Origin of the sequence: Streptomyces sp. x-19, from assembly GCF_046549115.1 — a bacterium.
GTDB lineage: Bacteria > Actinomycetota > Actinomycetes > Streptomycetales > Streptomycetaceae > Streptomyces > Streptomyces albulus_C.
In genome coordinates this window covers 108134-132098 of the sequence record NZ_JAJPWK010000019.1, presented here as the reverse complement: position 1 = coordinate 132098, position 23965 = coordinate 108134, and the positions used below count along the sequence as shown (strand labels likewise).

Sequence of the window (23965 nt, the reverse complement as noted above, 5' to 3'; positions counted from 1 at the left end):
CGGTCGCAGAGTTCCCGGCTGCGGCGAACAAGGCTGGCCACCGGGCGCCCGGTCTGGTGTGTTGGGTCGGGACCGGCGTGCGGTGCGGTGCGTCCGCCCCTTGGGCGGTCTCCGCGCCGTGTGGGCGGCGGTCGGGCGTGTCCGGCCGCGTAGCTCATCGTTCTCATCACACAAGCACATCTCCATTCATCGAGGAGCCTTGATGCGACGAGTTCTGACGGCAGTGGGCATGGCCGCGGCCGCGATGACGCTGGGGTCGGCCGCCGGCGCCCACGCCGCCGACGGACCGAAGACCCCCGACCTGGGCGGGCTGAGCAACGTGGACCCCGGCAGCCTGGGGACCACGGTGGGCGGCGCCGCGCAGCAGGCGACACAGGTCGCCGGCGGGGCCCAGGACAAGGTCGTCAACAAGGTGGTGCCCGCGGAGACCCAGGCGCTCGGCCGGGCCGCGGCGAAGGTGACGCCGCCGGCGGCGCAGGCGGCCGGGGCGACCTCCGGTGCGGCCGGGGAGCTGCTGGGCGAGACGGCGCAGGCGGCCACCGCCGACGGCGGGCTGCTCGGTGGCCTGCCGGCCGACGGGCGGGCCGGGAAGGGCCTGACCGACGCGGCGCCGACCGCGGCGCTGACGGACGCGCTGTCCGGGAAGGCGGTGACCGGCGCGCTGCCGACGAAGGGTGCGCCGGCCGCGGGCCAGCTGCCGGTGCAGGGCCTGCCCGGTCTGGGCTGACGGCGGTCACCCGTCGGCGTCCGCGTCGTACGGGTGCCGCAAGGGCCCCGCTCCACCCCCGCCTGCTCAGGGGGTCGGAGCGGGGCCCTTGCGGTGTCCGGGGGGCGGGCGGACGTGCGGCGGGCGGGATGCCGCCCGGGCCACCGTCGCAAACTCGTCACTTCGGGGAATACGGTGGCGGATGCGGCGCGGGCTACCGTTGCGCCGCTCCCGGAGGATCGGGAGGAGTCAGGAATGTCCGGACGCCCGTCGCGCGACCGGCGCGGGGCCGCTGTCGTCGTCGGGCAGTACCCTCGGGACTTTGCCGGGCAGTCACACGAGGGGGCGGCGAGGTGCTGAAGCACTACTACCGGCTGGTGTATTGGAAGAGACGGATCGCGCGGGCGCTGGGGTGGCACCGCCCTGCGACGGCGGGCCGCGGGACGGCCGCGGGGACCCGTGGGGCGGACCGCGGGGCCGGGGTGCGCACCCGGCGGATCCGTCGCCGGCTGGCCCGGGCCCGGCCGTTGCTGCTCTTCGCGGTGCTGGTGCTGATCGTGGTGGTGGCGTCGGCGCTGCTCGGGTGGCGGGACGACACCTTCGGGGCGGACCACCGGGAGGGCGGTGCGACCGTCCGGTCGACCGGGGGCGCCGGTCAGGGTGTGGTCATGGTGTCCTGCGCGCCGCACGGTGCCGTCTGTGCGCCGGGCCGGGAGGCGCCGGGCGCCGGCTGACGCGCGCCCGGCGCCCTCCCACGCCGCTTCAGGCGTCGCTCGCCGCGATCCGGGTGGCGGTCCCGCTGACGTGCGAGCGCGGGTCGCCGGAGCGCAGGTCGACCGTCAGCAGGCCGGGGCGCCCCAGGTCGTGTCCCTGGTGCAGGGTGAGCGTCGCCGGGGCGGTGACCAGGCCCAGGGCGCGGGTGTACGCGCCGAAGGCTGCGGCCGCGGCGCCGGTCGCCGGGTCCTCCACGACGCCGCCGACCGGGAACGGGTCGCGGACGTGGAAGACGCTGTCGCCCTCCCGCCAGACCAGCTGGAGCGTCGTCAGGTCCAGGCGGTGCATCAGGGCGGCCAGCCGGTCGAAGTCGTAGTCGAGCTTGGCCAGTCGGGCGCGGGTGGCGGCGCCGAGGACCAGGTGGCGGGCGCCGGCGTAGGCGATCCGCGGCGGCAGCGCCGGGTCGAGGTCGGCGGCCGGCCAGTCCAGTGCGGCCAGCGCCTCGTCGAGGTCGGCCGGGGAGATCGGCTCGACGCGCGGCTCGACGCTGGTGAGGGTGGCTCGCAGCGCGCCGTCCTGCTGGGTGACGGTGACCGGGACCGGGCCGGCCTGGGTGGCGAAGACCAGGTCGCCGGGGCCCTGTCGCTCGGCCAGGGCGACCGCGGTGGCGACCGTGGCGTGGCCGCAGAAGGCGACCTCGGCGAGCGGGCTGAAGAAGCGGATGGTGAACGCCCGGCCCGGCTCGCCCAGTCCCTCGGGCGGCGCGGTGAGGAACGCGGTCTCGGAGTAGCCGAGTTCGGCGGCGACGGCGAGCTGCGCGGCGTCGTCCAGGCCGGTGGCGTCCAGGACGACGCCGGCCGGGTTGCCGCCCGCGGGGTCGGCGGAGAACGCGGTGTAGCGGAGGATCTCCGGCGTGCGGATCTCCGACGTGCGGGCGGTGTCCCCGGCGGTGGTGTCGAGTGTCATGCACCGGGGAACTTCCGGCGGCCGCCCGGCTATTCCCGGGCGGCGCAGCGGTGCGTCAACCCCGCCCGATGTACGGCATGGCGGTCGCCATCACCGTCGCGAACTGCACGTTGGCCTCCAGCGGGAGCGCCGCCATGTGCACGACCGTACGGGCGACGTCCGCCGCGTCCATCACCGGTTCGACCTCGGTGCGGCCGTTGGCCTGGAGGATCCCGGTCTGCATCCGGCCGGTCATCTCGGTGGCCGCGTTGCCGATGTCGATCTGACCGCACGCGATGCGGTACGGACGACCGTCCAGGGACAGCGACTTGGTCAGCCCCGTCATGGCGTGCTTGGTGGCCGTGTAGGCGATCGAGTGCGGCCGCGGCACGTGGGCGGAGATGGAGCCGTTGTTGATGATGCGGCCGCCCTGCGGTTCCTGGGCCCGCATCGTCCGGAACGCGGCCTGCGCGCACAGGAAGGCGCCGTTGAGGTTGACGTCGACCACCGCCCGCCAGTCGGCGTAGCTGAGTTCCTCCAGCGGGACCGGCGGCCCGAAGGCCCCCGCGTTGTTGAAGAGCAGGTCCAGCCGGCCGAACCGGTCGCGGATCGTGGTGAAGAGGGCGTCGACCTCGTCGGGGCGGGTGACGTCGGTCGGTACGGGCAGCACCGCGGGGCCCTCGATGCCCGCGTACCCCACCTGCCGGGCGGTCTCCTCCAGTGCGTCGGGGCGCCGTCCGGCCAGGACCACCGTCCAGTGGTCGGCGACCAGGGCCAGGGCGACCGCCCGGCCGATGCCCGAACCCGCGCCGGTGACCAGGGCCACCCTCCGGCCGGCCGCGCCGTCCTCCCGCGCCTCCTGCGGCGTCGGCGCGGTCCGCGGGGACCGGCCCCGCGAGGAGGGCGCGGGCAGCGTCGGCCGGGCCGCGGTCGCGGTGCCGCCCACCTGCCCGGCCCGTGCCACCGGCGTCGCCCGCGCCACCGGTGCCTCCGGTGTCGCCCCTACCCGCTCTGCGTCATATGCCATGCCGGCAGGGTAGCGGCGGACCGGGCGGGAACCGGGCGCGAACCGGTCGTCACCTGGGCGGTGCCGCCAGGAGCCCCGGGCCGGACGGCAGTTGGCGGCCGGCCCGCCGGGCTGGGCGTGGTCGGCGGGCGTCCGGGCCCGGCGCCGGACGTAGGACCAAAGGACCGGGTCCGCGCGCCCCGACGGGCGACCGCCGCGTGCCACCATGGTGCCGCCATCACTGATCCATGGAGACGCTCATGACAGAGTCCGGGGCCCCCGCCGCCGAGACCCGGGACGACACCCCCGGACAGTCCGTGACACCCGCGATACCCGGGCGGGACGCGCCCACCGCCCCGGTGGCGCCGGCCGTACCGCCGAAGTCCCGCCGCACCAGCCTGCTCGTCACCCTCGTCCTCGGTGGCCTGACCGCCGTCCCGCCGCTGTCCATGGACATGTACCTGCCGGCCCTGCCGCAGGTCACCGCCGCGCTGAACAGCCCGGCCGCCACCGTCCAACTCACCCTCACCACCTGCCTCGCGGGCATGGCCCTGGGCCAGATGATCGTCGGCCCGATGAGCGACAAGTGGGGCCGCCGCCGCCCGCTGCTCGTCGGCATGGTCGTCTACGTGCTGGCCACCGCCCTGTGCGCGTTCGCCACTAACGCCGAGGTCCTCATCGCCTTCCGCCTGCTCCAGGGGCTGGCGGGCGCGGCCGGCATCGTCATCGCGCGGGCGGTGGTGCGCGACCTGTACGACGGGGTGGCGATGGCCCGCTTCTTCGCCACGCTGATGCTGATCTCCGGGGTGGCGCCGGTGGTGGCGCCGCTCATCGGCGGCCAGATCCTGCGGGTCACGGACTGGCGCGGGGTCTTCGTGGTGCTCACCGTGGTCGGCCTGCTGCTCACCCTGCTGGTCTGGTGGCGGCTGGACGAGACCCTGGCGCCGGAGCGCCGGCAGCCCGGCGGCCTCGGCACGGCCCTGCGCACCATGCGCGACCTCGTCGCCGACCGGGTCTTCTCCGGCTACCTCCTGGTCGGCGCGTTCGCCTTCGCCGCGCTCTTCGCCTACATCTCCGCCTCGCCGTTCGTCATCCAGGAGATCTACGGCGCGTCCCCGCAGACCTTCAGCCTGCTCTTCGGCCTCAACTCCGTCGGGCTGGTCGCCGTCGGCCAGATCAACGGCAAGGTGCTGGTCGGCCGGGTCGGCCTGGACAAGGTGCTCGGCGTCGGCCTGGTGCTGGTCGCGCTGGCCGGTGCGGCCCTGTTGCTGCTGTCGTCCGGGATCTTCGGCACGGTCGGGCTGGTGCCGGTGGCCGCCGGGCTGTTCGTGCTGATGTCCGCGATGGGCCTGGTCATGCCGAGCACCAACACCCTGGCGCTGCTGCGCACCCCGCACGCGGCGGGTTCCGCCTCCGCGCTGCTGGGCACCTCGACGTTCCTGCTCGGCGCGGTGGCCTCGCCGCTGGTGGGCATCGCGGGGGAGCGGACGGCTGTACCGATGGCCGTCGTCCAACTGTCGTGCGCCGTTCTCGCGCTCGTGAGCTTCCTGGGAATGTGTCGTCCGTGGCAGCGTAAGGAGGAACGCACCGCAGGCGAGAGGACTGGGCTCTGAACGCACCGAACGCCCCGAGACTGAAGCCCGGCACGCCGGCCGCGGCGGGACTGCACCCCGCCTGGACGGAACGGCTGGTCAGCGGCGTGCGCGCGCTGACGGAGGGCCGGGCCCCGTGGTGCCCCGGCGCGGTGGTGCTGGCCGGCCGGGGCCCGGTGGTCGCCGTCGAGGCGGCCGCCGGCTGGGCGGTGCGCTACCGCGCCCACGACCCCGAACGCGACCGGGGCCTGGACCTGCCCCGCGACCGGTGGGAGCCGATGCGGGTCGGCACCGTCTTCGACCTCGCCTCCCTCACCAAACTCTTCACCGCCGTCGTCACCGTCCAGCAGGTCGAGCGCGGGCGGCTCGCCCTGGACGCCCCGGTGGCCGCCCACCTGCCGGCGTTCGCCCCCGGCGTCACCGTCCGCGACCTGCTCCGGCACACCTCCGGCCTCGCCCCCGAGCTGCCCTTCCACGCGCATGCCGACCGGGCCGACCAACTGGCGCTGCTGTGGGCCGAGGCCGCCGCCCCCACCGGCGGCCCGCACGGCGCGCACTGCTACTCCGACCTCAACCCCGTCGCCCTCCAGCTCCTGCTGGAACGGCTCACCGGACGTCCCCTGGACGCCCTGGTCCGCGCCGGCATCACCGGGCCGCTGGGGCTGGGCAGCACCTGCTACGGGCCGCTGGCGCCGCAGGGCGTGGCCGCCACCGAGGACCAGCGGCGCCCGTGGGCCAAGGCCGACCGGGGGCTGCTGCGCGGCGAGGTGCACGACGAGAACGCCTGGGCTCTGGGGGGCGTCGCCGGCCACGCGGGGCTCTTCTCCACCGCCCAGGACCTGGCCGTGCTGTGCCGCACGCTGCTCAACGGCGGCGCGTACGGCACCGCCCGGATCCTCGACCCGGCCTCGGTCGCCGCCCTGTTGGACCCGCCCGGCCTCGGCTTCGCCGTCGACCAGCCGTACTTCATGGGCGAGCTGGCCGGCCGGGGCGCCGCCGGCCACACCGGGTTCACCGGCACCAGCCTGGTCCTGGACCGGGCCACCGACACCTTCCTGGTGCTGCTCGCCAACACCGTCCACCCCCGGCGCCGGGCGGGCGGCAGCGCACCGCGGGCCGCGGCGGCCACCCACCTGGCGCGCGCGGTGGCCCACGCGGATCCGCCGGGCCGGCCCTGACCCCGTTCCGGCCCTGACCGGACCGGGTCGGGACCCCCGTAAACTCTCTTGAATGCACGATGAACTGCGCACCGCCCTGGCGGGCCTGCTCGACGGCCTGCCGCCCAAGCAGGCCGCGCAGGCCGTCGAGCGGCTGATCGCCAACTACCGGGGCCGCACCCCCACCGACGCCCCGGTGCTCCGGGACCGCGGCGACGTCGCCGCGTACGCCGCGTACCGGATGCCGGCCACCTTCGAGGCGGTGCGGGCCGCGCTCGCCGCCTTCGCCGCCCGCGTCCCCGACTGGTCCCCGGCCACCCACGTCGACGTCGGCGGCGGCACCGGCGCCGCCACCTGGGCCACCGCCGCGACCTGGGACGGCCCGCGCAGCACGGTCCTGGACTGGGCGCAGCCGGCGCTGGACCTCGGCCGCGAACTGGCCGCCGGGATCCTGCCGGACGTCACCTGGCGCCGCCAGGCCCTGGGCGACGGCCTCGTGCTCCCCGACGACACCGACCTGGTCACCGTCTCCTACGTGCTGGGCGAGTTGCGCCCGGAGGACCGTCGCGCGGTGGTGTCCGCGGCGGCCGGCGCCCGGGCCGTCGTCCTGATCGAACCGGGCACCCCGGAGGGCTACCTGCGGATCCGCGAGGCCCGCGAGCAACTGGTCGCCGCCGGGCTGCGGATCGTCGCGCCGTGCCCGCACAGCGCCGCCTGCCCGATCGTCCCGGGTGAGGACTGGTGCCACTTCTCGGCCCGGGTCAGCCGGTCCTCCCTGCACCGCCAGGTCAAGGGCGGGTCCCTGGCCTACGAGGACGAGAAGTTCAGCTACGTCGCCGCCACCCGCCTGCCGGCCGGCCCGGCCGCGGCCCGGGTCGTCCGCAAGCCGCAGATCCGCAAGGGCCAGGTGCTGTTGGACCTGTGCACCGCGGACGACGCCCTGCGACGGGAGACCGTCACCAAGCGGCACGGCGCCGCCTACCGCGAGGCCCGCGACGCGGCCTGGGGCGACGCCTGGCCGCACTGAGCCAGGCCGTACTGAGCCAGGCCGTACTGAGCCAGGCCCCCGGGGCGACGGGCCGCCGCCCGCCGCCCCGGGGAGCGGGGTCAGGCGCTCCGGCTCCGTTGGCGCATTTTCTCCAGGAGCGCGCGGCGCCGTTCCTGCGGATCCTGTGCGTCCGCCGCGCCCTTCCCGCGTCCGTTCGCGGCGGCGCCGCGCAGCGCACTCCGCGAGAGGTTGCTGCGGGTGCCCCCGACACCGAGCATTCCGCCGGCACTTCCCTTGCTCATGAGGTGGGTTCCTTCCTGCGTGACCGGTGAGCGGCGCGGGCCCGAGCGCGTCGCGCCCCACCCCTCGGCGAGACGACTCGTCTCGCTCAATGACGGCCCCATCCTCAAGCGAGACGATCCGTCTTGTCAAGACGATACGTCTCGCCTCTTGCTCGTTAGACTCCCGACCATGGCCAACAAACCAGCCCCCGACACCTCCCGCCGCAGCGAACGCTCCCGCCGGGCGATCTTCGACGCGGCCCTCGCCCTCGTCGGCGAGGTCGGCTACGACAAGCTCACCATCGAAGGCATCGCCGCCCGCGCCGGCGTCGGCAAGCAGACCATCTACCGTTGGTGGCCCTCCAAGGCCGCCGTCCTCCTGGACGCCTTCGGCTCCGTCGTCGAGGAGTACGACCAGGAGGGGCTCCCCGACACCGGCGACCTCGCCGCCGACCTCAAGACCGTCCTGCGCGCCACCGCCGACGAGTTCAACGACGCCGCCTGGCAGGCCCCCTACCGGGCCCTCGCGGCGGCCGGCGCCAACGACGAGGAGCTCTCCCGCACCTTCGTCGGCCGCCTCATGGAGCCCGGCATCCGTGTCTACGTCGACCGGCTCCGCGCCGCCCAGGAGACGGGGGAGCTGGATCCGGACATCGACGTCCGCATCGGCGCCGAGATGCTCCTGAGTCCCTTCTCACAGCGCTGGCTCATGCGCACCGGAGAGCTCAGCCACGCCTTCGTCGACACCCTCGTCGACCAGGTGCTGCGAGGTCTGCGCCCGCGCGCCTGACCGTCGGGGAGGGTCGGCCGGTGATGGCGTGAAATGCCCCTGTTCGCCCGTACCGCGTTCACCCCGGATCCGCACACCGGTCACCTGGGGCCCAGGATGGTGGCAGCATTGACCCCAGACCACCGCTCGAAGTGAGGGGATTGATGGAACGCAAGAGCAGGTTCTCCCAGTGGCTGCGCCGGCCGAGGAACGGATCGGGCAGCGATACGGACACGGGATCGGCGGCCGCGGGCGGCCGCGAGGACCTGCTGATGGCGGCGGTCGACGCGGGCTTCCCGGTCGCCCCCGCCGCCCACCCGGCCGGCTACGGCTGTTCCTGCGAGCGCATCGGCTGTCCCACCCCGGGCCGCCACCCCATCTCCTTCGGCTGGCAGACCGTCGCCACCACCGACCGCGACAAGGTCGCCGCCTGGGTCCGCACCCTCCCGCAGGCCAACTTCATCACCGCCACCGGCATGGCGCACGACGTCCTCGACGTCCCCGTCGAGGCCGGCCGCAGCGCCCTCGGCCGGCTGGACGCGGCCGGCATCGACGTCGGCCCGGTCAGCCTCAGCGGCGCCGGCATCGGCGACGGCCGGATGCTCTTCTTCACGGCCACCCGCGGCACCCCCGACGACGAGGACGAGTGGTGGCCGTGCGAGCTGGACTGCCACCCCGAGACCCTCGACGAGCACCCCGGTCTGCGCTGGCACTGCCGCGGCAGCTACGTCCTGCTGCCGCCGTCCGCCCTCCTGGGTGACCAGCCCGCGGTGACCTGGCTGCGCGGCCCCGAGCTCCCGCTGCCGGACCCGCTGACGCTGCTGGAGACGCTCACCGACGCCTGCGCCGAGTTCATCGGCCGCGAGCCGGACCACGAGACGGCGGCCTGGCCGATCGGGCGCTGACGCCGCCGCCCGGCCGATCGGCCGGGCCGCCGGCGCCGGTCACAACGCCTTGGCGGACGTCTTCGCCTCGATGCGGTCCAGCACCTTGATCTTGCCGCCGGCGCTCTTCGCGGGGACCAGCACCGTCTGGCCCGACACCGTCGTGAACGCCATCCGCGTGGTGTTCTTCGTCGTCGGCCCCTCCATGATCCCGCGCAGCTCCGGCGGCACGGTGATCATCAGGCCCTTGGAGACCGTCTTCTGCTGGTGGTAGACGGTCGAGAAGAAGACCAGTGCCCCGCCGTCCGTCGTGCGCAGCGCGATCGGCGGCAGCTCCGACGCCTGGTCCTGCCACTGGATCCGGGCCCCCGGCTGGTTGGTCTGGCTGGCCCGCCAGGCCCGCAGCCGGTCGGTCTCCTGGCCGGGCGCGAACGCGTCGCCCTTGCCGGTGTTGAGGTAGTCCGCGTACGCCGTGCTCAGCTGCCCCGGGGCGAGGGCGAGCCCTGACGAACCGTCCGACGGCACCGCTTCCGCGTAGCCGTCGGTGACCTTCAACTCCGGGGCGTTGTTGCCGGGGAACGTCGCGAGGTAGGAGGCCCGCCACTTCTCGTGGACGCCGTTCCGGCTGAACGCCAGGAACCAGCGGGTGTTCTCGCCGCTCCGGTCCCGGCGGTTGCTGAGGGCGTCCGCGACGAAGAACTTCGGCCAACCCTTCTGCTGGGGCACCGTGAAGTGGGCGTCGGTGAACGCGAGCGGGGTGAAGTTCGGGTTGCCGTCGGGGCGGACGCCGTGCGCGGCCTTTATCCCCGCCTGGTCGATGGCGAGCAGCGCACCGGACTCGAACGCGGTGTTCTTCGCCGCGTCCAGCGTGCGGTTGGCCTTGTTGAAGCCGTCGGTGAAGTGCGTGAGCGCCCTGGCGGCGTCGGCCTGCGACACCGCGGGCAGCACCTCGCGCTCGCCGTGCACCGTCATGCATCCGCTCAACACCACCAGCGCCGCCGCGGCCGACGTCAGTGTGGCGGGCACCCGGAACGGCGACCTGCGTGTCATGGGGCTCGGGCTCCTTCGGGGCGACCGGGGCGGACGGGAGGCCGCCGGGGTGGCACGATTCGGCGGCAACCATACCCGGTGGCCGAGGGCGGGCGGTCGGGTCGGGGTGACGATTGTTTTCCGCCGCGGCCCTGGGCCGGCCCGAGTTGTGGGCTTGTGCGGTGTGCGGTGTGGTGTGTGCGGCCGCGGACCGGTCCTGGGCGTGCGCAGGGGCCGCCCCTCGGCGGTGGGCGGCCCCTCGTCAGATGCGGGCGGGCGCGGTGGCTCAGGCGCTGAGCGGGAACTCGTCGCCCAACTCCCGGAAGACGGCGCTGTTGAGGGCGAAGGCGCGCTTGCACTCGTCGATGACGCGCTGCTTCTCCAGGTCGTCGACGGGCAGGGCGTCGAGGAGTTCGCGGTACTCGCGCTTGAAGGCGGCGGGGTTGCCGATGGCCTCGAAGACGTAGAAGCGGACGCCGTCGCCCTTGCGCGCGAAGCCCCAGGTCTTCTCGGCGGTGCCGCGGATGATCTGGCCGCCGGAGAGGTCGCCGAGGTAGCGGGTGTAGTGGTGGGCGAGGTAGCCGGCCGGCCAGTCGCGGGCGCAGGCGGCTATCCGCTCGGCGTACGCGGCGGTGGCCGGCAGGGGTGCCAGATCGGTGCGCCAGTCGGGGCCGCCGAGGTGGGCGAGGTCGCGCTCCAACTCCTCGGTGCGGGCCAGCTCCGGGCGGAGGAAGGGGCCCGTGACCGGGTCCGTGGCGAGGTCCTGGGGGACGTCCTCCAGGGCGCGGTAGACGAACCACAGCTGTTCGGTGTAGCGCCGGTAGGCGGCGACGCCGAGCTTGCCGCCCAGCAGGTGGCTCATGAACGCGGAGTTCTCCGCCTCGGTGTGCTGCTCGTGGGAGGCGGTGCGGATGGCCGTCGAGAAGGACGGGGTCGGGCTGGACGCTTCCAAGGCGGACCTCCGGGGGCCGGCGAGCGCGGACAGGGGGGTGGCGGGAACAGGCCGACGGATGCACGCAACCGTCAGGTTAGGGTTACCTAACTACGCAGGGCGCGCCCTGGTCAACCTGTTCCCGACAACCTGTCGGTAAAAACGCTACGCCGGTTCCGATCAGGGCAGCGTAAGGATCTCGGTCCCGGTCTCCGTGACCACCAGCGTGTGCTCGAACTGCGCGGTCCGCTTGCGGTCCTTGGTGACCACGGTCCAGCCGTCCTCCCACATGTCGTACGCGTACGAGCCCAGCGTCAGCATCGGCTCGATCGTGAACGTCATGCCGGGCTTGATCTCGGTGGTGTGGTGCGGGCTGTCGTAGTGCGGGACGATCAGGCCGGAGTGGAACGACGAGTTGATCCCGTGGCCGGTGAAGTCGCGGACCACGCCGTAGCCGAAGCGCTTGGCGTAGGACTCGATGACCCGGCCGATGATGTTGATCTGGCGGCCCGGCTTGACGGCCTTGATCGCGCGGTTGAGCGCCTCCCGGGTGCGCTCCACCAGCAGCCGCGACTCCTCGTCGACGTCACCGCACAGGTACGTGGCGTTGTTGTCGCCGTGCACGCCGTGGATGTACGCGGTCACGTCGAGGTTCACGATGTCGCCGTCCTTGAGGACGGTCGAGTCGGGGATGCCGTGGCAGATGACCTCGTTGAGCGAGGAGCACAGGGACTTGGGGAAGCCGCGGTAGCCGAGCGTGGAGGGGTAGGCGCCGTGGTCGCACATGAACTCGTGGGCGACCCGGTCGAGTTCGTCGGTGGTCACGCCGGGCGCGATGTGCTTGGCGGCCTCCGCCATCGCCTGGGCGGCGATCCGGCCGGCGATCCGCATCCGCTCGATGGTTTCGGCGTCCTGCACCTCGGGCCCGGTGTACGGGGTCGGGCTGTCCTTGCCGACGTACTCGGGGCGCGGGATCGAGGTGGGAACGGGGCGGGTGGGAGAGATCTCCCCGGGGACAAGAAGCGACTGGCCAGACATGCCAGCGAGTGTATCCGCGGGCCGTCGGGCAGGATGGTGGCAACGGGAGCCAAGCACAGGAGGCGGCAATGGCACTGTTCAAACGGCGGACGGTCGGCAAGCCGGGCGAGTGGTTCTACTGCCTCAAGCACGGGACGGTCGAGGAAGGGCCCGAGTGCCGGGCCGCCGACCGGTTCGGCCCGTACGCCACCCGTGAGGAGGCCGCGCACGCGATGGACACCGCCCGCGAGCGCAACCTGGAGTGGGAGACCGACCCCAAGTGGCACGACATGGGCAAGGGCGGCAAGGGCGGCCCGGGGGACGGCGACGGCGCGTAGCCGGCGGCGCCGGCCGGGTCACCAGCGCGGGGGCGGCGGGGTCGCCAGTCCCTCGGCGATGCGGGCCAGGCGGTCGCGGAACCGGCGGTGCCGGCGCGGTGCGGGTCGGCCGTTCTCGCCGGCGGCCGCGCTGACCAGGTGCTGGACGGTGTCGAGGTCGAGGTCGGCGGTGTCCGGGAGGCCCGGGGGCGGCGCGGCGCCCTCCGGGAGCGGCGGGACGGTGGTCAGCGCGTCGTGGGCCAGGGCGTGCAGGTCGCGGTCGCCGGAGTCCAGGGCGAGGACCGTGGCGCCGTTGCGTCGCGCGTCGTGCACCCGCTCCAGCAGCCCGGCGTCCGGCCGTTCCGGCGTCACCACCAGCAGCGTCGCGCCGCGCCCGGCCGCCGCCAGCCGCCCCGGCCCGACCGCGAGGTGCGCCGGGGCCCCGGCGGGTACCCGGTGGCGGACCAGCGTCGGCGACAGCTCCGGCAGACCGGACCAGGCGGCCTCGTCGTCCAGGTGGGCGGCCAGGTGCCAGGGCTCGTAGCCGGCGCTGCCGACCAGCAGCAGCCCGCCGCCGTGCGGGGCGACGGCGGTCCGCAGTGAACCGGCGAAGCGACGGGTGGCCTCGATCCACTCGGTCCCGGCGAGGACCTCGCGCAGCAGCGCGACGCGTACGGCATCCATGGCGCGGCATCGTGCCGCACCGGCCGGCCCGGTGGGGGCGGGTGCGGGGCGTGTCACCCGTACGGGGCGGTCGTCGGCGGGGTGACGGGGCGGCCCGGTCGGTGGCTCAGTCGGTGGGGCGCAGGCCGGCCTCGGCCAGCCGGCGTCCCACCTCCGCGAGCGACTTCTCGCCCAACGGGAGCTGGGGAAGGGCGGTGGCCCGGTGGTCGATCACGCCCAGCAGCGCGAGGGCGGCCTTGAAACCGCCGAGGGCGGAGGAGCTGCGGCCCATCTCGCTCTCCGGGCCGGTGTCGGTGAGGTCGAAGAGGGCGACCAGCCGCTCCTGTTCGGCGGCCGCGCGGGGCCAGTCGCCGGCGCGGGCGGCGTCGTAGAGCCGGACGTAGCCCGCCGGGTCGACGTTGCCCAGGCCCGGGACGATGCCGTCCGCGCCCGCCAACAGTGCGGCGTCGGCGGTCAGTTCGGAGCCGGTGAGGACGGCGAAGTCGGGCGCCGGGCCGGTGCGCCGGGCGGACCGGCCGCCGAGGGCGACCAGCAGGCGCCGCAGCGCGCCGTCGTCGCCGCTGGAGTCCTTGAGTCCGACCAGGGTGCCCTCTTCGGCCAGTTCGCGGACCAGTGCGGGGGAGAGCTTGCTGGGCACCGACACCGGGATGTCGTAGGCGATCAGCGGGCGGCGGGTGGCGGTGCGCAGATGCCGGAAGTGGGCGGCGATCTCGCGGGGGTGGGTGCGGGTGTAGAAGGGGGCGGTGGCGACCAGGGCGTCGGCGCCGAGCGCGGTGGCGGTCCGGGCGTGCTCCAGGACGCGCGCGGTGGTGGTGTCGATCACCCCGGCCAGGACCGGCACCCGGCCGGCGGCGGCGGTGACCACCGTCTCCAGGACGGTGGCACGCTGATGATTGGTCAGGTAGGCGGCCTCGCCCGAGGACCCCAGGGCGAACAGGCCGTGGACGCCGGCGTCGAGGAGGTGGCAGACCAGGCGGGTGAGGGAGGCGGTGTCGACCTCGCCGTGCGGGTCGAGGGGGGTGCAGACCGGGGGGATGACGCCGTGCAGCGGGACGGTGAGGGCCATGGGGGCTCCAAGGGCGGCGCTGAGCTGGCACATCAGACATGGGATGTCCGATATCGCGGTCACAATAGGCATGCGCGCGGGTGCCCGGTCAAGGATTCCGCCCCGGTGGGGTCCGAACGGGGCCGTGGCGTGCGGCGCATGGGGTGCGGGAGAGGGAAGAGGGCGATGAGGTTGGCGCGAGGCACGATGTCCGAGGACGTCCAGGCGCGGATCAAGCAGTTGATCCTGGACCGCGGGCTGACGTCGGGTGATCCGTTGCCCACGGAGACCGAACTGGTGGCCATGCTCGACGTCAGCCGCAATTCGGTGCGGGAGGCGCTCAAGGCGCTCCAGGCCATGCGGATCGTCGAGATCCGGCACGGCTTCGGCACCTACGTCGGCGCGCTCACCCTGGAGCCGTTCGTCGAGGGCGTCGCCTTCCGGGCCGCGGTCCGCCACCAGCGGGGCGAGCCCAGCCTGTACGAGCTGATGGAGGTCCGGGAGGCCCTGGAGGCGGGGCTGATCGGCACCGTGGCGCGCGGCCTGCCGGCCGAGGACCTCGCGGTGCTCAGGGCGCTGGTCCAGCGGATGGCGGAGGAGGCGCGCGCCGGGGAGGTGCTCAGCGCCACCGACCGGGCCTTCCATCTCGCGCTGTACCGGTCGCTCGGCAACCACCTGCTGAGCGAGGTGCTGGACGCGTTCTGGGCGGCGCTGCGCCGGGTCCGTGAGGACCTCGCCGACGTCCGACCGGACCCGGAGGTGACGTACCGTCAGCACGCGGAGATCGTCGACGCGTTGGAGGCGGGCGACGGGGAGCGTGCGGTGGCGGCGATGCACCGGCACTTCGACGGGATCCGGCGGCGGTTGACCGCGTAGCCCCGGCGCCCGGAGGTGGTCGCACGCCTCGCCGGTTTTGTCGTGATCGTCGCGTTCACCGGGATTTCATGCCGTGTCGGTGGTGCCGTTGCCGACACGAAAAACGGTCATGTGCCGTGCCTTGACGGCCAGTTGGAGCCTTCTTATCGTCCGCAGGACAAGGGACGTCCTACGTCCTGGCTCGGCTGTGGGGGAGGGAGAGCGAGCATCACCCACTCGTCACCTGTGCCCCGCCCGGCACCCCCGCCGTCGGCGGCCCCGCATCCCCCTCAAGGAGCCGGCATGACCCCTGCAGACACCCCCCGCGGCGGCGTCCGCCGGAGAACGGTCCTCGGCGGGGCGGCCGCCGCCGGCCTCGCGCTCGCCGGCTGCGGCAGCGCCGACGACGGCGCCCCCAGGGAACGGAAGAAGGGCCAGAGGATCACCCTCACCTTCTGGTCCTGGGTGCCCGGCATCGACCGGCCCGTGGACCTGTGGAACCGCGACCACCCCGAGGTCCAGGTCAGGGTCGAGAAGGTGTCGGCGGTCAACGGCGAGCAGTACGCGAAGATGCACGCCGCCATCAAGGCCGGCAACCCGCCGGACCTGGGCCAGATCGAGTTCCCGGTGATCCCCAGCTTCCTGCTGGACGGCGGGCTGCGCGACCTCGCCCCGCTCGGCGCCGCCCGGCACCGCGACGCGTTCTTCGCCTGGCAGTGGCGGCAGTCCGTCTTCGGCTCCGGGATCTACGCCATCCCGCAGGCCAGCGGCCCGATGGGGCTGTTCGTCCGGCAGGACCTCTTCGACCGGTGGGGCATCCCGGTGCCGCGCACCTGGGACGCGTACGAGGCCGCCGCCAAGGAGGTCCGTCGGCACGGCGCCTGGATCGAGACCTTCGCCCCGACCAACGGCAACCGCTTCGCCGGACTGGCCTGGCAGGCCGGCGCCAAGTGGTACACCACCCGCGGCGACACCTGGGTCGTGCACCTCGACGACGCCCCCACCCGCCGGGTCGCCGACTACTGGGAGGGGCTGGTGCGGCGCAAGCTCGTCAAGACCGTCCCGGACCGCCGGGACGCCTGGTACAAGGACATCCAGACCGGCGCCATCCCGGCCTGGGTGGGCGCCAGTTGGGGCGACGCCCTGCTGGCCGGCAACGCGCCCGGCACCAAGGGCAAGTGGCGGGCCGCCCCGCTGCCCCAGTGGCAGCCCGGCGGCCGGGCGTACGCGAACTGGGGCGGCTCCACCACCGCCGTCTTCGCCAAGGCGAGCTACCCCAGGGACGCCCTGGACTTCGCGCTCTGGCTCAACACCGACCCGCGGTCCATCGCCCTGCTCCTCCAGGGCGGCTACGGCTTCCCCAGCGCCAAGGCGGGCTACGCCACCAGCGCCCTCGACGCGGACAAGGACTTCTTCGGCGGCCAGCCCTACAGCCGGGTCTTCGCCGACGCCGGCGCGCACGTGGACACCGACTGGCAGTGGGGGCCGGGCGTGGACACCCTCTTCCAGCGGCTCGGCGACGCCTTCACCGACGCGCTCGCCGGCGACACCTCGTTCCGTTCGGTGCTGACGCAGGTGCAGCGCCAGACCGTCGCCGACCTGCGGGACAAGGGGCTCAAGGCGGAGAGCGGCACATGAGCGCGACCGCCGCGCGACGCCCGCGCCGGACCGGGCGGCCCGGCGCCCGCAACGCCCGGGCCGCGGCCGGATTCGTCCTGCCGTTCCTCGCCCTCTTCGTCCTCTGCTACCTCGCCCCGGTCTGCTACGCGGTGTGGACCAGCCTGCGGCGCACCGCACGCACCGGGCCGCTCGGCCTCGGCACCGAGCACGACGTCTTCGCCGGCCTCGCCAACTACGCCCAGGCACTGGCCGACGACCGGTTCCTGACCGGCTTCGGCCGGGTGCTGCTCTTCGGCGTCGTGCAGATCCCGCTGATGACGGCGCTCGCCACCGCGCTGGCGCTGCTCCTGGAGAGCGCCGCCGCCCGCTGGGTCACCTTCTTCCGCAGCGCCTTCTTCCTGCCCTACGGGGTGCCCGGGGTGATCGCCTCGATCCTGTGGGGCTTCCTCTACGTCCCCGGCCTCAGCCCGTTGGTGCGGATCGCCCAAGCGGTGGGCTGGAACGTCGACTTCCTCTCCCGCGGCAGCGTGCTGTGGTCGGTCGCCAACATCGTCACCTGGCAGTTCACCGGCTACACCATGCTGGTGCTGATCGCCCAGCTGAAGTCCGTCCCCGGCGAGCTCTACGAGGCGGCCCGGATCGACGGTGCGGGCGCCTGGCAGGTGGCCCGGTACGTCAAGCTCCCGATGCTCCGCCCGGCGCTGGTGCTCACCACCGTGTTCAGCATCATCGGGACCCTCCAGCTGTTCGCCGAGCCGATGGTGCTGCGTCCGCTCGCCTCGTCCATCGACTCCGGCTACACCCCCAACCTGCACGCCTACAGCGAGGCGTTCGTCGGCAACAACCAGCACCGGGCGGCGGCCGAGGCGGTGCTGCTGGCCCTGGTGGCGTGCGCGGCCTCGTTCGGTTTCCTGCGGCTGGTCGGCGGGCGCGGGAAGGAGCGTGGATGAGCACCCAGGCCCCCGGCGGGCGAGGGGAGGGGCGCCCGTGAGCGCCCGGGTCCCCGTCCGTCAACGGATCATCACCAGCTCCCTGTTGGCCGTCGCCGCCCTCTACTTCCTCGCGCCCGTCTACTGGCTGGTCGTCTCGGCCACCAAGAGCAGCGCCGACCTCTTCGGCACCTTCGGCTTCTGGTTCTCCGACCACCCCCGGCCGCTGGCGTACCTCACCGGTGTCCTGACGTACGACCACGGCGTCTACGCCCGCTGGTTCGCCAACTCGCTGCTCTACGCCGGCGTCGGCGCGGTCTGCGCCACCGGGCTGTCCGCCGCGGCGGGCTACGCGCTGGCCAAGTTCCCCTTCCGGGGGCGGGAGACGGTCTTCGGCCTGGTGCTGGCCGGGGTGCTGATCCCGAGCACCGCACTGGCCCTGCCGCTGTACTTCCTCTTCGGCGCGCTGGGCCTGGCCGACACCTACGGTGCGGTGCTGATCCCCAGCGTGGTCAGCCCGTTCGGGGTCTACCTGTGCCGGATCTACGCGGCCGCCGCGGTGCCCGACGCGCTCCTGGAGGCGGCCCGGATCGACGGCGCGGGGGAGGCGCGGATCTTCGCCGGGCTGGGGCTGCGGCTGATGGGACCGGCGCTGGTCACCGTCTTCCTGTTCCAGTTCGTGCACATCTGGAACAACTACTTCCTGCCGTTGGTGATGCTCTCCGACTCCGACCTGTACCCGGTCCAACTGGGGCTGACGACGTGGCTGGGCTACGCGGACCGACAGCCGGTCCTCTACCAGTACACGGTGGGCGGTGCGCTGCTGTCCGTACTGCCGCTGATGGTGCTGATGACGGTGCTCCAGCGGTACTGGCGCACGGGATTGACCGAGGGGAGTGTCAAGGCGTGACGTCCCCCCGACACCGGCGCCGGGGCGTGACAGTATCGCTGTCATGACTTCTTCCGACGCTGCCGCGACCCCGGCCGAGACCCCGTCCACCACCGGCGCCAAGCCGGCCGCCCGCGATCCGTGGGACCTGCCCGACGTCTCCGGCCTGGTGATCGGCGTCCTCGGCGGCACCGGCGACCAGGGCCGCGGCCTGGCCTACCGGTTCGCCAAGGCCGGCCACAAGGTGATCATCGGCTCCCGGGCCGCCGAGCGCGCGCAGGCCGCCGCCGAGGACCCCCAACTGGGCGGCCTCGGCGTCGAGGGCGCCGCCAACGCCGACTGCGCCCGCCGCAGCGACGCCGTGATCGTCGCGGTGCCCTGGGAGGGACACGCCAAGACCCTCCAGGCGCTGCGCGAGGAGCTGGCCGGCAAGCTGGTGATCGACTGCGTCAACCCGCTCGGCTTCGACAAGAAGGGCGCCTACGCGCTCAAGCCGGAGGAGGGCAGCGCCGCCGAGCAGGCCGCCGCGCTGCTGCCGGACTCCCGGGTCACCGCCGCCTTCCACCACCTCTCCGCCGTCCTGCTCCAGGACCCCGAGGTCGCCGAGATCGACACCGACGTGATGGTGCTCGGCGAACGCCGCGCCGACACCGACCTGGTGCAGGCGCTGGCCGCCCGCATCCCCGGGATGCGCGGTGTCTTCGCCGGCCGGCTGCGCAACGCCCACCAGGTCGAGTCGCTGGTCGCCAACCTGATCTCGGTCAACCGCCGCTACACGGCACACGCCGGCCTGCGGGTCACCGACGTCTGAGCCGGCACACCGCTGCGGGGGAGGGGGCGGCGGGGGCGGCGCGGGCCATAAGGGACACTGGGACGGACCGCACGACCCGACAGGAGCCGACCCCATGCCCTCCCTGCCCCCGCCCGGACCGGACCGGCGCCTCGCCGTCCTCGCCCTCGCCGTGTGCGCGCTCGCCGTCACCGCGGCGGTCGTCTCCTTCGTCCGGGGCAGCTTCATCGGCATCGTGTGGATCCTGCTGGCCGGCGTCTCCAGCAACATGGCGTGGTTCTACTTCCGCAAGGCGAAGCTGGAGCGGGCCCGCCAGGCCGAGGTCGCCGGCTGACCCGCCGGCCGCGCCCCGGTCAGGCCGTCCCGCCGATCTGCGGGACCTGCGGCTCGCCCTGCCAGAAGCGGTAGAACTCCTGGCCCCAGTAGGTGTCCCAGGTCGACACGCCCAGCCCCCGCAGGACCGTGTGCACCAGGTCGAAGAAGACCTGGTTGATCTCCGGCACCCACAGCAGCGCGAAGACCGCCAGCATCCCGAACGGCGCGATCGGCGCGACCTGCCGCCGGACCCGGTCCGACAGCCACGGTTCGAGCACGCCGTAGCCGTCCAGCCCGGGCACCGGGAGGAAGTTCAGCAGCGCCGCGGTGACCTGGAGCAGCGCCAGGAACGCCAGCGCGTAGCGGAAGGCGTCCGGCACCCCGTCCAGGGCGTGCAGCCAGAACGGCGCGCTGACCACCACGGCGAACAGGACGTTGGTCAGCGGCCCGGCCGCCGAGATCAGGCTGTGCCGCCAACGGCCCCGGATCCGGCCGCGCTCGATGAACACCGCCCCGCCCGGCAGCCCGATCCCGCCCATGATCACGAAGAGCACCGGCAGCACGATGCTCAGCAGCGCGTGCGAGTAGACCAGCGGGTTGAGGGTGAGGTAGCCCTTCGCGCCCACCGTGATGTCGCCGCCGTGCAGGGCGGTGCGGGCGTGCGCGTACTCGTGCAGGCACAGCGACACCACCCAGCCCGCCGTCACGAACAGGAAGACCGCGAAGCCGGTGCTGGCCGCGAGCGTTCCGCTCCACACGGCCCAGCCGGAAACCGCCAGGACGGCGACGAGCGCGAGGAAGACCGGACTGACGCGGCGGTCGGCGCGCGGAATGGCGGTGGTCATCGGTACGGGTCTCCCAAGGGTGGGTCGTGGGCGGGGCCGGGCCGCGGCGGGCCGCCCCGACCGTATCCGCGGTGCGGCCGCCGGCGCACGGCCCCGTGGCGGTCGCGCCCCGCCAACGGAAACGCCGCTCGGTACGCGGAGAGTTCCGCCGGTGACCGACAATGGCCCGGTGCGTTACGGAATTCTCGGCACCACCCAGGTCGGCCAGGCCGACGGCACGCCCGTCGCCGTCGGCGGCGCCCGGCTGCGCGCCCTGCTCGCGGCGTTCGCCCTGCGCCCCGGCCGGGCGCTGCCCGCGGACGTCCTGATCGCCGACGTCTGGGGGATGGACCCGCCGGCCGACGCGCCCGGTGCCCTCCAGGCGCTGGTCGGCCGGCTCCGCCGGGCCCTGGGCCGGTCCGCGATCGCCTCGGTCGACGGCGGCTACCTGCTGTGCGCCGAGCCGGACGCGGTCGACCTGCACCGCTTCGAGCGGCTGACGGCGGAGGGCGGCCGGGCGCTGGACGCCGCCGACCCGGGCCGCGCCGCCGCCCTGCTCGACGAGGCGCTGGCCCTGTGGCGCGGGCCGGCCCTGGCCGACCTGCCCGAGGCGACCGTCGAGGCGGCCCGCGCCGAGAGCCGCCGCCTGGACGCCCAGCGCACCCGCTTCGCCGCCGACCTGGCCCTGGGCCGGGCCGCCCGGGCGCTGCCCGCACTGGGCGCGCTCTGCCAGGACCACCCTCTGGACGAGCCGCTCCAGGCGCTCCGGCTGCGCGCCCTGCGTGCCGCGGGCCGCACCGCCGAGGCGCTCGCCGCCTACGAGGCGATACGCGCCGACCTCGCCGACCGCCTGGGCGCCGACCCCGGACCGGAGTTGCGCGCCCTGCACGCCGCGCTGTTGCAGCCGGACCTCGCGGCCCCGGCGCCCGAGGGGGCGGCCGCGCACGGCGGTCCGACGGTCCCGCCCCGGCCGGCGTCCGCCGCCCCGCCCGCGCCGGCGGACGCTCCGGTGCCGCCGGCCGCCCGGCCAGGGAACCTCCGCGCCCGCCTCACCTCCTTCGTCGGCCGGGAACACGACCTGGACGCCCTGCGGGCCGACCTCGCCGCGCACCGGTTGGTGACGCTGCTGGGGCCGGGTGGCGCCGGCAAGACCCGGCTCTCCCAGGAGGGCGCCGAGGCCGCCGCGGCCGCGCTGCCGGACGCCTGGCCGCACGGCGTCTGGCTGGCGGAGCTGGCGCCCGTCGACGATCCGCGGACCGTGCCGGAGGCGGTGTTGACCGCGCTCGGGGCCCGCGAGACCGTCGTCCGCGGCACCACCGCCGAGGGGTTGCGGGCCGCCGCCGACCACGGTGCCCGGGACCCGCACGCCCGGCTCGCCGAGCACTGCGCGGGCCGCCGGATGCTGCTGGTGCTGGACAACTGCGAGCACGTGATCGGGGCCGCCGCGGAACTCGCCGAGCGGCTGCTGATCGCCTGCCCGGGCGTGACCGTGCTGGCCACCAGTCGGGAGCCGCTGGCCGTGCCGGGCGAGGTGGTGCGGCCGGTGGAGCCGCTGCCGGACCCGGTCGCGCTGCGGCTGCTCGCCGACCGCGGGGCCGCCGCCCGCCCCGGCTTCCGCCTCGACGCCGACGAGGAGACCGTGCTGGCCTGCGCGGAGATCTGCCGCCGGCTGGACGGCCTGCCGTTGGCGATCGAACTCGCCGCCGCCCGCCTCCGCATGATGACGCCCCGTCAGCTCGCGGACCGGCTCGACGACCGTTTCCGCCTGCTGACCAGCGGCAGCCGCACGCTGCTGCCCCGCCAACAGACCCTGCGCGCGGTGGTCGACTGGTCCTGGGACCTCACCGACGAGCCCGAACGCGCGGTGCTGCGCCGGTTGTCGGTCTTCGCCGGCGGGTGCGACCTGGCCGCCGCCGAGGAGGTCTGCGCGGGCGACGGCGTGCCCGCGTACGAGGTGGCCGGGCTGCTGGGCTCACTGATCGACAAATCGCTGGTGGTCGCCGCCCCGGCCGACGAGGGGCCCGGCGCGCGGGTCCTCCCCGGCGCCCGCGACCTTGAGGCCGGGCGCGCGCCACGGACCGGGGCGGGTGCCGGCGGGCAGATGCGCTACCGGCTGCTGGAGACGGTGGCCGAGTACGCCGGGGAGCGGCTGGACGAGGCCGGGGAACGGGCCGCGGTCGAACGCCGCCACCTGGTCGCCTACCGCGAACTGGCCCGCACCAGCGACCCGTTGCTGCGCGGCCCCCGACAGCGCGCGGTGATCGACCGACTGGAGCTGGAGCACGACAACCTGCGCACCGCGCTGCGCCGGGCCGTCGCCGCCGGGGATGAGCAGGAGGGGCTGTGCCTGGTGCTGTCGCTCCACTGGTTCTGGTCGTTGCGCGACCACCGCGGCGACTCCTGCACCTGGGCGGAGGCCGTCGCCGCACTCGGGCCCAACCCCTTCGCCCGGCCCGTGGAGGTCGCCCCCGAGCTCCCCGCGCGGCCGATCGACGCACCCCCGCCGATGCCGCCCGAGCAGCTCGTGGAGGCCCGCCGCGAGGTCCGCCTGGTGGCGCTCGCCAGCAACGACCGCAACATCGAGTGGCTGCGTGACCCGGACGGGCAGGAGGAACTGGCCGGGATCATCGCCGCCTACCGCGGCGGCATGCCGCAGACCTGCAAGGTGCCCGGGGTGCTGTGGTACCACGCGGTCCTGATGACCGGCCGTTGGCGGGAGTTGGTCGAGATGCTCGACCAGGCCGTCGAGGGCTGTCGCGGCTTCGGCTACGACTGGGAGCTGGCCTACGTCCTCCAACTGCGCTCCAAGATCCTCAACGACCGCCCCGGCCAGTTGCCCCGGGCGACCCGGGACGCCGACGAGGCGCTCGCGATCTTCGTCCGGCTCGGCGACGTCTGGGGCGCGGCCGAGGCGCTGGCCGGCCTCGGCGAGTCCGCCGAGAAGCGCGGCGACCACGCCGCCGCGGTGCGCGACTACGAGGCGGCGATGGTGTACGCCGAGCAGTTGGGCGCGCACGGCCAGACGCTGCTACTGCGGGCCCGGCTGGGCGCCGTGCTGATCGAGGACGGCCGGCCGGAGGACGGCCGGCGGATGCTCAAGGAGGTGCTGGCCGAGGCGGAGGACGCCCACAGCGGCCGGGACGCGGCGTGGTTCACCCGGATGACGTTGGGCATGCACCTGGCGACGGAGGGCCGCACGCACGAGGCCCGCCGGGAGTTCCTGGTGGTGCGGGAGGCGCTCACCTCGCACGACTCCGACATGTTCCTGGGCCTGCTGGACGCCTCGCTGGTCTCGCTGGACGTGGACGAGGGGCAGCACGGGCCGGAACTCCTCCCGCGGATCCGGCAGGCCGTCACCCAGGTCCGGGACCCGCTGGTGGAACTGGTCGCGCCGGACCTTCCGGTGGTGCTGCTGCTGACCGGCGCCCGGGTGTTGACGGCGGTCCGCGGCGCGGCCGGGGCCTGGGACGCGGCCCGGCTGATCGGCGCCCACGACGCGTTGCTCGTCAGCCCGCACGTGACGCCGCTGGCCAACCGCCGGGACCGGGCCCGCACCGAGGAGGCCGCCCGGGCCCTGCTGGGCGACGCCGCCTACGAGACCGCGCACGCCGAGGGCGGCGGCCTCGCGTTGGACGAGGCCGCCGCCCTCATCTGACGCGAGCCGGGCGGGCTGGACGG

General features: G+C 74.5%; 24 protein-coding genes. 15 read left to right on the top strand and 9 right to left on the bottom strand.

The genetic code is table 11. From position 1 onward, the window contains the following. Positions 1–202: 202 nt before the first annotated feature. Together ACLJT4_RS31695 and ACLJT4_RS31690 are read left to right on the top strand one after the other, a co-directional pair. Positions 203–727 carry a hypothetical protein gene (locus ACLJT4_RS31695; protein WP_233659818.1) on the top strand — a complete coding sequence of 175 codons (525 nt, stop codon included), beginning with the start codon at positions 203–205 and terminating at the stop codon, positions 725–727. A gap of 332 nt (positions 728–1059) precedes the next feature. Then, positions 1060–1440: a hypothetical protein gene (locus ACLJT4_RS31690; protein ID WP_411127545.1), complete on the top strand. Its 381-nt coding sequence runs from the start codon at positions 1060–1062 to the stop codon at positions 1438–1440. A 28-nt stretch (positions 1441–1468) separates the two neighbouring features. Here the strand turns inward: ACLJT4_RS31690 and ACLJT4_RS31685 are convergent, their stop codons facing one another. Together ACLJT4_RS31685 and ACLJT4_RS31680 are read right to left on the bottom strand one after the other, a co-directional pair. Then, positions 1469–2386, bottom strand: coding sequence for a PhzF family phenazine biosynthesis protein (locus ACLJT4_RS31685; RefSeq protein ID WP_411127543.1), 918 nt, complete (start codon positions 2384–2386; stop codon positions 1469–1471). A 55-nt stretch (positions 2387–2441) separates the two neighbouring features. Further along, entirely contained in the window at positions 2442–3329 is an 888-nt protein-coding gene (locus ACLJT4_RS31680) for an SDR family oxidoreductase (protein ID WP_232817306.1), read from the bottom strand. Positions 3330–3631: 302 nt separating this feature from the next. On the opposite strand from ACLJT4_RS31680, the gene ACLJT4_RS31675 reads away from it, so the two are divergent. The 3 genes from ACLJT4_RS31675 (at position 3632) to ACLJT4_RS31665 (ending at position 7147) form a co-directional block, all read left to right on the top strand. Then, positions 3632–4984 (top strand): Bcr/CflA family multidrug efflux MFS transporter, encoded by a 1353-nt coding sequence (locus ACLJT4_RS31675; protein ID WP_411127541.1) that lies wholly within the window; start codon positions 3632–3634, stop codon positions 4982–4984. Between the two features lie 86 nt (positions 4985–5070). Further along, positions 5071–6141 (top strand): serine hydrolase domain-containing protein, encoded by a 1071-nt coding sequence (locus ACLJT4_RS31670; RefSeq protein ID WP_411127539.1) that lies wholly within the window; start codon positions 5071–5073, stop codon positions 6139–6141. A 52-nt stretch (positions 6142–6193) separates the two neighbouring features. Further along, complete coding sequence (locus tag ACLJT4_RS31665; protein ID WP_411127537.1) at positions 6194–7147, top strand: small ribosomal subunit Rsm22 family protein; 954 nt, start codon at positions 6194–6196, stop codon at positions 7145–7147. 80 nt (positions 7148–7227) lie between these two features. On the opposite strand, the gene ACLJT4_RS31660 is transcribed toward ACLJT4_RS31665, so the two are convergent. Beyond that, entirely contained in the window at positions 7228–7410 is a 183-nt protein-coding gene (locus ACLJT4_RS31660; protein ID WP_411127535.1) for a DUF6243 family protein, read from the bottom strand. Between the two features lie 169 nt (positions 7411–7579). Here ACLJT4_RS31660 and ACLJT4_RS31655 point away from each other — a divergent pair, with 169 nt between their 5' ends. Both ACLJT4_RS31655 and ACLJT4_RS31650 read left to right on the top strand, forming a co-directional pair. After that, positions 7580–8179 (top strand): TetR/AcrR family transcriptional regulator, encoded by a 600-nt coding sequence (locus ACLJT4_RS31655; RefSeq protein ID WP_411127533.1) that lies wholly within the window; start codon positions 7580–7582, stop codon positions 8177–8179. Positions 8180–8322: 143 nt separating this feature from the next. Continuing rightward, on the top strand, positions 8323–9063 hold the full coding sequence (locus ACLJT4_RS31650) for a bifunctional DNA primase/polymerase (RefSeq protein ID WP_411127531.1): 741 nt from the start codon (positions 8323–8325) through the stop codon (positions 9061–9063). A 39-nt stretch (positions 9064–9102) separates the two neighbouring features. On the opposite strand, the gene ACLJT4_RS31645 is transcribed toward ACLJT4_RS31650, so the two are convergent. The 3 genes from ACLJT4_RS31645 to map all read right to left on the bottom strand — a co-directional run bounded on the left by ACLJT4_RS31645 (position 9103) and on the right by map (position 12040). Beyond that, positions 9103–10092: a hypothetical protein gene (locus ACLJT4_RS31645; RefSeq protein ID WP_411127529.1), complete on the bottom strand. Its 990-nt coding sequence runs from the start codon at positions 10090–10092 to the stop codon at positions 9103–9105. Positions 10093–10357: 265 nt separating this feature from the next. Then, on the bottom strand, positions 10358–11023 hold the full coding sequence (locus ACLJT4_RS31640) for a heme oxygenase (biliverdin-producing) (protein WP_411127527.1): 666 nt from the start codon (positions 11021–11023) through the stop codon (positions 10358–10360). Positions 11024–11182: 159 nt separating this feature from the next. Next, a complete protein-coding gene (gene map / locus ACLJT4_RS31635; RefSeq protein WP_411127525.1) occupies positions 11183–12040 on the bottom strand; it encodes a type I methionyl aminopeptidase in 858 nt (285 codons plus the stop codon). Positions 12041–12108: 68 nt separating this feature from the next. Between map and ACLJT4_RS31630 the strand changes: the two genes are divergently transcribed. Continuing rightward, complete coding sequence (locus ACLJT4_RS31630; protein ID WP_411127523.1) at positions 12109–12357, top strand: hypothetical protein; 249 nt, start codon at positions 12109–12111, stop codon at positions 12355–12357. A gap of 18 nt (positions 12358–12375) precedes the next feature. Here ACLJT4_RS31630 and ACLJT4_RS31625 read toward each other — a convergent pair whose 3' ends face one another. Together ACLJT4_RS31625 and ACLJT4_RS31620 are read right to left on the bottom strand one after the other, a co-directional pair. Next, positions 12376–13020 (bottom strand): hypothetical protein, encoded by a 645-nt coding sequence (locus tag ACLJT4_RS31625; protein WP_411127521.1) that lies wholly within the window; start codon positions 13018–13020, stop codon positions 12376–12378. Positions 13021–13126: 106 nt separating this feature from the next. Further along, positions 13127–14086, bottom strand: a complete 960-nt coding sequence (locus ACLJT4_RS31620; protein WP_411127519.1) for a dihydrodipicolinate synthase family protein — start codon at positions 14084–14086, stop codon at positions 13127–13129. A gap of 186 nt (positions 14087–14272) precedes the next feature. Between ACLJT4_RS31620 and ACLJT4_RS31615 the strand changes: the two genes are divergently transcribed. From ACLJT4_RS31615 to ACLJT4_RS31590, 6 genes are all read left to right on the top strand, one after another. Then, on the top strand, positions 14273–14941 hold the full coding sequence (locus ACLJT4_RS31615) for a FadR/GntR family transcriptional regulator (RefSeq protein ID WP_411127597.1): 669 nt from the start codon (positions 14273–14275) through the stop codon (positions 14939–14941). A gap of 282 nt (positions 14942–15223) precedes the next feature. Then, on the top strand, positions 15224–16558 hold the full coding sequence (locus ACLJT4_RS31610) for an ABC transporter substrate-binding protein (RefSeq protein ID WP_411127517.1): 1335 nt from the start codon (positions 15224–15226) through the stop codon (positions 16556–16558). Beyond that, positions 16555–17490, top strand: coding sequence for a carbohydrate ABC transporter permease (locus ACLJT4_RS31605; protein ID WP_411127515.1), 936 nt, complete (start codon positions 16555–16557; stop codon positions 17488–17490). The genes ACLJT4_RS31610 and ACLJT4_RS31605 overlap by 4 nt, the downstream gene beginning before the upstream one ends. Positions 17491–17527: 37 nt before the next feature. Beyond that, on the top strand, positions 17528–18379 hold the full coding sequence (locus ACLJT4_RS31600) for a carbohydrate ABC transporter permease (RefSeq protein WP_411127513.1): 852 nt from the start codon (positions 17528–17530) through the stop codon (positions 18377–18379). 43 nt (positions 18380–18422) lie between these two features. Continuing rightward, complete coding sequence (npdG, locus tag ACLJT4_RS31595) at positions 18423–19169, top strand: NADPH-dependent F420 reductase (protein ID WP_020930253.1); 747 nt, start codon at positions 18423–18425, stop codon at positions 19167–19169. A 94-nt stretch (positions 19170–19263) separates the two neighbouring features. Next, on the top strand, positions 19264–19482 hold the full coding sequence (locus ACLJT4_RS31590) for a hypothetical protein (protein WP_411127511.1): 219 nt from the start codon (positions 19264–19266) through the stop codon (positions 19480–19482). Positions 19483–19501: 19 nt separating this feature from the next. Here the strand turns inward: ACLJT4_RS31590 and ACLJT4_RS31585 are convergent, their stop codons facing one another. Next, the gene (locus ACLJT4_RS31585) at positions 19502–20308 is read right to left on the bottom strand and encodes a site-2 protease family protein (protein WP_411127509.1); all 807 of its coding nucleotides are present in this window, start codon (positions 20306–20308) and stop codon (positions 19502–19504) included. A gap of 169 nt (positions 20309–20477) precedes the next feature. Here ACLJT4_RS31585 and ACLJT4_RS31580 point away from each other — a divergent pair, with 169 nt between their 5' ends. After that, on the top strand, positions 20478–23942 hold the full coding sequence (locus tag ACLJT4_RS31580; RefSeq protein WP_411127595.1) for an AfsR/SARP family transcriptional regulator: 3465 nt from the start codon (positions 20478–20480) through the stop codon (positions 23940–23942). Positions 23943–23965: the final 23 nt, after the last annotated feature.

What these genes read in the sequence shown, in the direction of transcription:
- ACLJT4_RS31695 (WP_233659818.1), top strand. Translation starts at nt 203, where the DNA reads ATGCGACGAGTTCTGACGGCAGTGGGCATGGCCGCGGCCGCGATGACG.
- ACLJT4_RS31685 (WP_411127543.1), bottom strand. Translation starts at nt 2,386, where the DNA reads ATGACACTCGACACCACCGCCGGGGACACCGCCCGCACGTCGGAGATC.
- ACLJT4_RS31675 (WP_411127541.1), top strand. Translation starts at nt 3,632, where the DNA reads ATGACAGAGTCCGGGGCCCCCGCCGCCGAGACCCGGGACGACACCCCC.
- ACLJT4_RS31665 (WP_411127537.1), top strand. Translation starts at nt 6,194, where the DNA reads ATGCACGATGAACTGCGCACCGCCCTGGCGGGCCTGCTCGACGGCCTG.
- ACLJT4_RS31660 (WP_411127535.1), bottom strand. Translation starts at nt 7,410, where the DNA reads ATGAGCAAGGGAAGTGCCGGCGGAATGCTCGGTGTCGGGGGCACCCGC.
- ACLJT4_RS31655 (WP_411127533.1), top strand. Translation starts at nt 7,580, where the DNA reads ATGGCCAACAAACCAGCCCCCGACACCTCCCGCCGCAGCGAACGCTCC.
- ACLJT4_RS31650 (WP_411127531.1), top strand. Translation starts at nt 8,323, where the DNA reads ATGGAACGCAAGAGCAGGTTCTCCCAGTGGCTGCGCCGGCCGAGGAAC.
- ACLJT4_RS31645 (WP_411127529.1), bottom strand. Translation starts at nt 10,092, where the DNA reads ATGACACGCAGGTCGCCGTTCCGGGTGCCCGCCACACTGACGTCGGCC.
- map (WP_411127525.1), bottom strand. Translation starts at nt 12,040, where the DNA reads ATGTCTGGCCAGTCGCTTCTTGTCCCCGGGGAGATCTCTCCCACCCGC.
- ACLJT4_RS31630 (WP_411127523.1), top strand. Translation starts at nt 12,109, where the DNA reads ATGGCACTGTTCAAACGGCGGACGGTCGGCAAGCCGGGCGAGTGGTTC.
- ACLJT4_RS31625 (WP_411127521.1), bottom strand. Translation starts at nt 13,020, where the DNA reads ATGGATGCCGTACGCGTCGCGCTGCTGCGCGAGGTCCTCGCCGGGACC.
- ACLJT4_RS31620 (WP_411127519.1), bottom strand. Translation starts at nt 14,086, where the DNA reads ATGGCCCTCACCGTCCCGCTGCACGGCGTCATCCCCCCGGTCTGCACC.
- ACLJT4_RS31615 (WP_411127597.1), top strand. Translation starts at nt 14,273, where the DNA reads ATGTCCGAGGACGTCCAGGCGCGGATCAAGCAGTTGATCCTGGACCGC.
- ACLJT4_RS31610 (WP_411127517.1), top strand. Translation starts at nt 15,224, where the DNA reads ATGACCCCTGCAGACACCCCCCGCGGCGGCGTCCGCCGGAGAACGGTC.
- ACLJT4_RS31605 (WP_411127515.1), top strand. Translation starts at nt 16,555, where the DNA reads ATGAGCGCGACCGCCGCGCGACGCCCGCGCCGGACCGGGCGGCCCGGC.
- npdG (WP_020930253.1), top strand. Translation starts at nt 18,423, where the DNA reads ATGACTTCTTCCGACGCTGCCGCGACCCCGGCCGAGACCCCGTCCACC.
- ACLJT4_RS31590 (WP_411127511.1), top strand. Translation starts at nt 19,264, where the DNA reads ATGCCCTCCCTGCCCCCGCCCGGACCGGACCGGCGCCTCGCCGTCCTC.
- ACLJT4_RS31585 (WP_411127509.1), bottom strand. Translation starts at nt 20,308, where the DNA reads ATGACCACCGCCATTCCGCGCGCCGACCGCCGCGTCAGTCCGGTCTTC.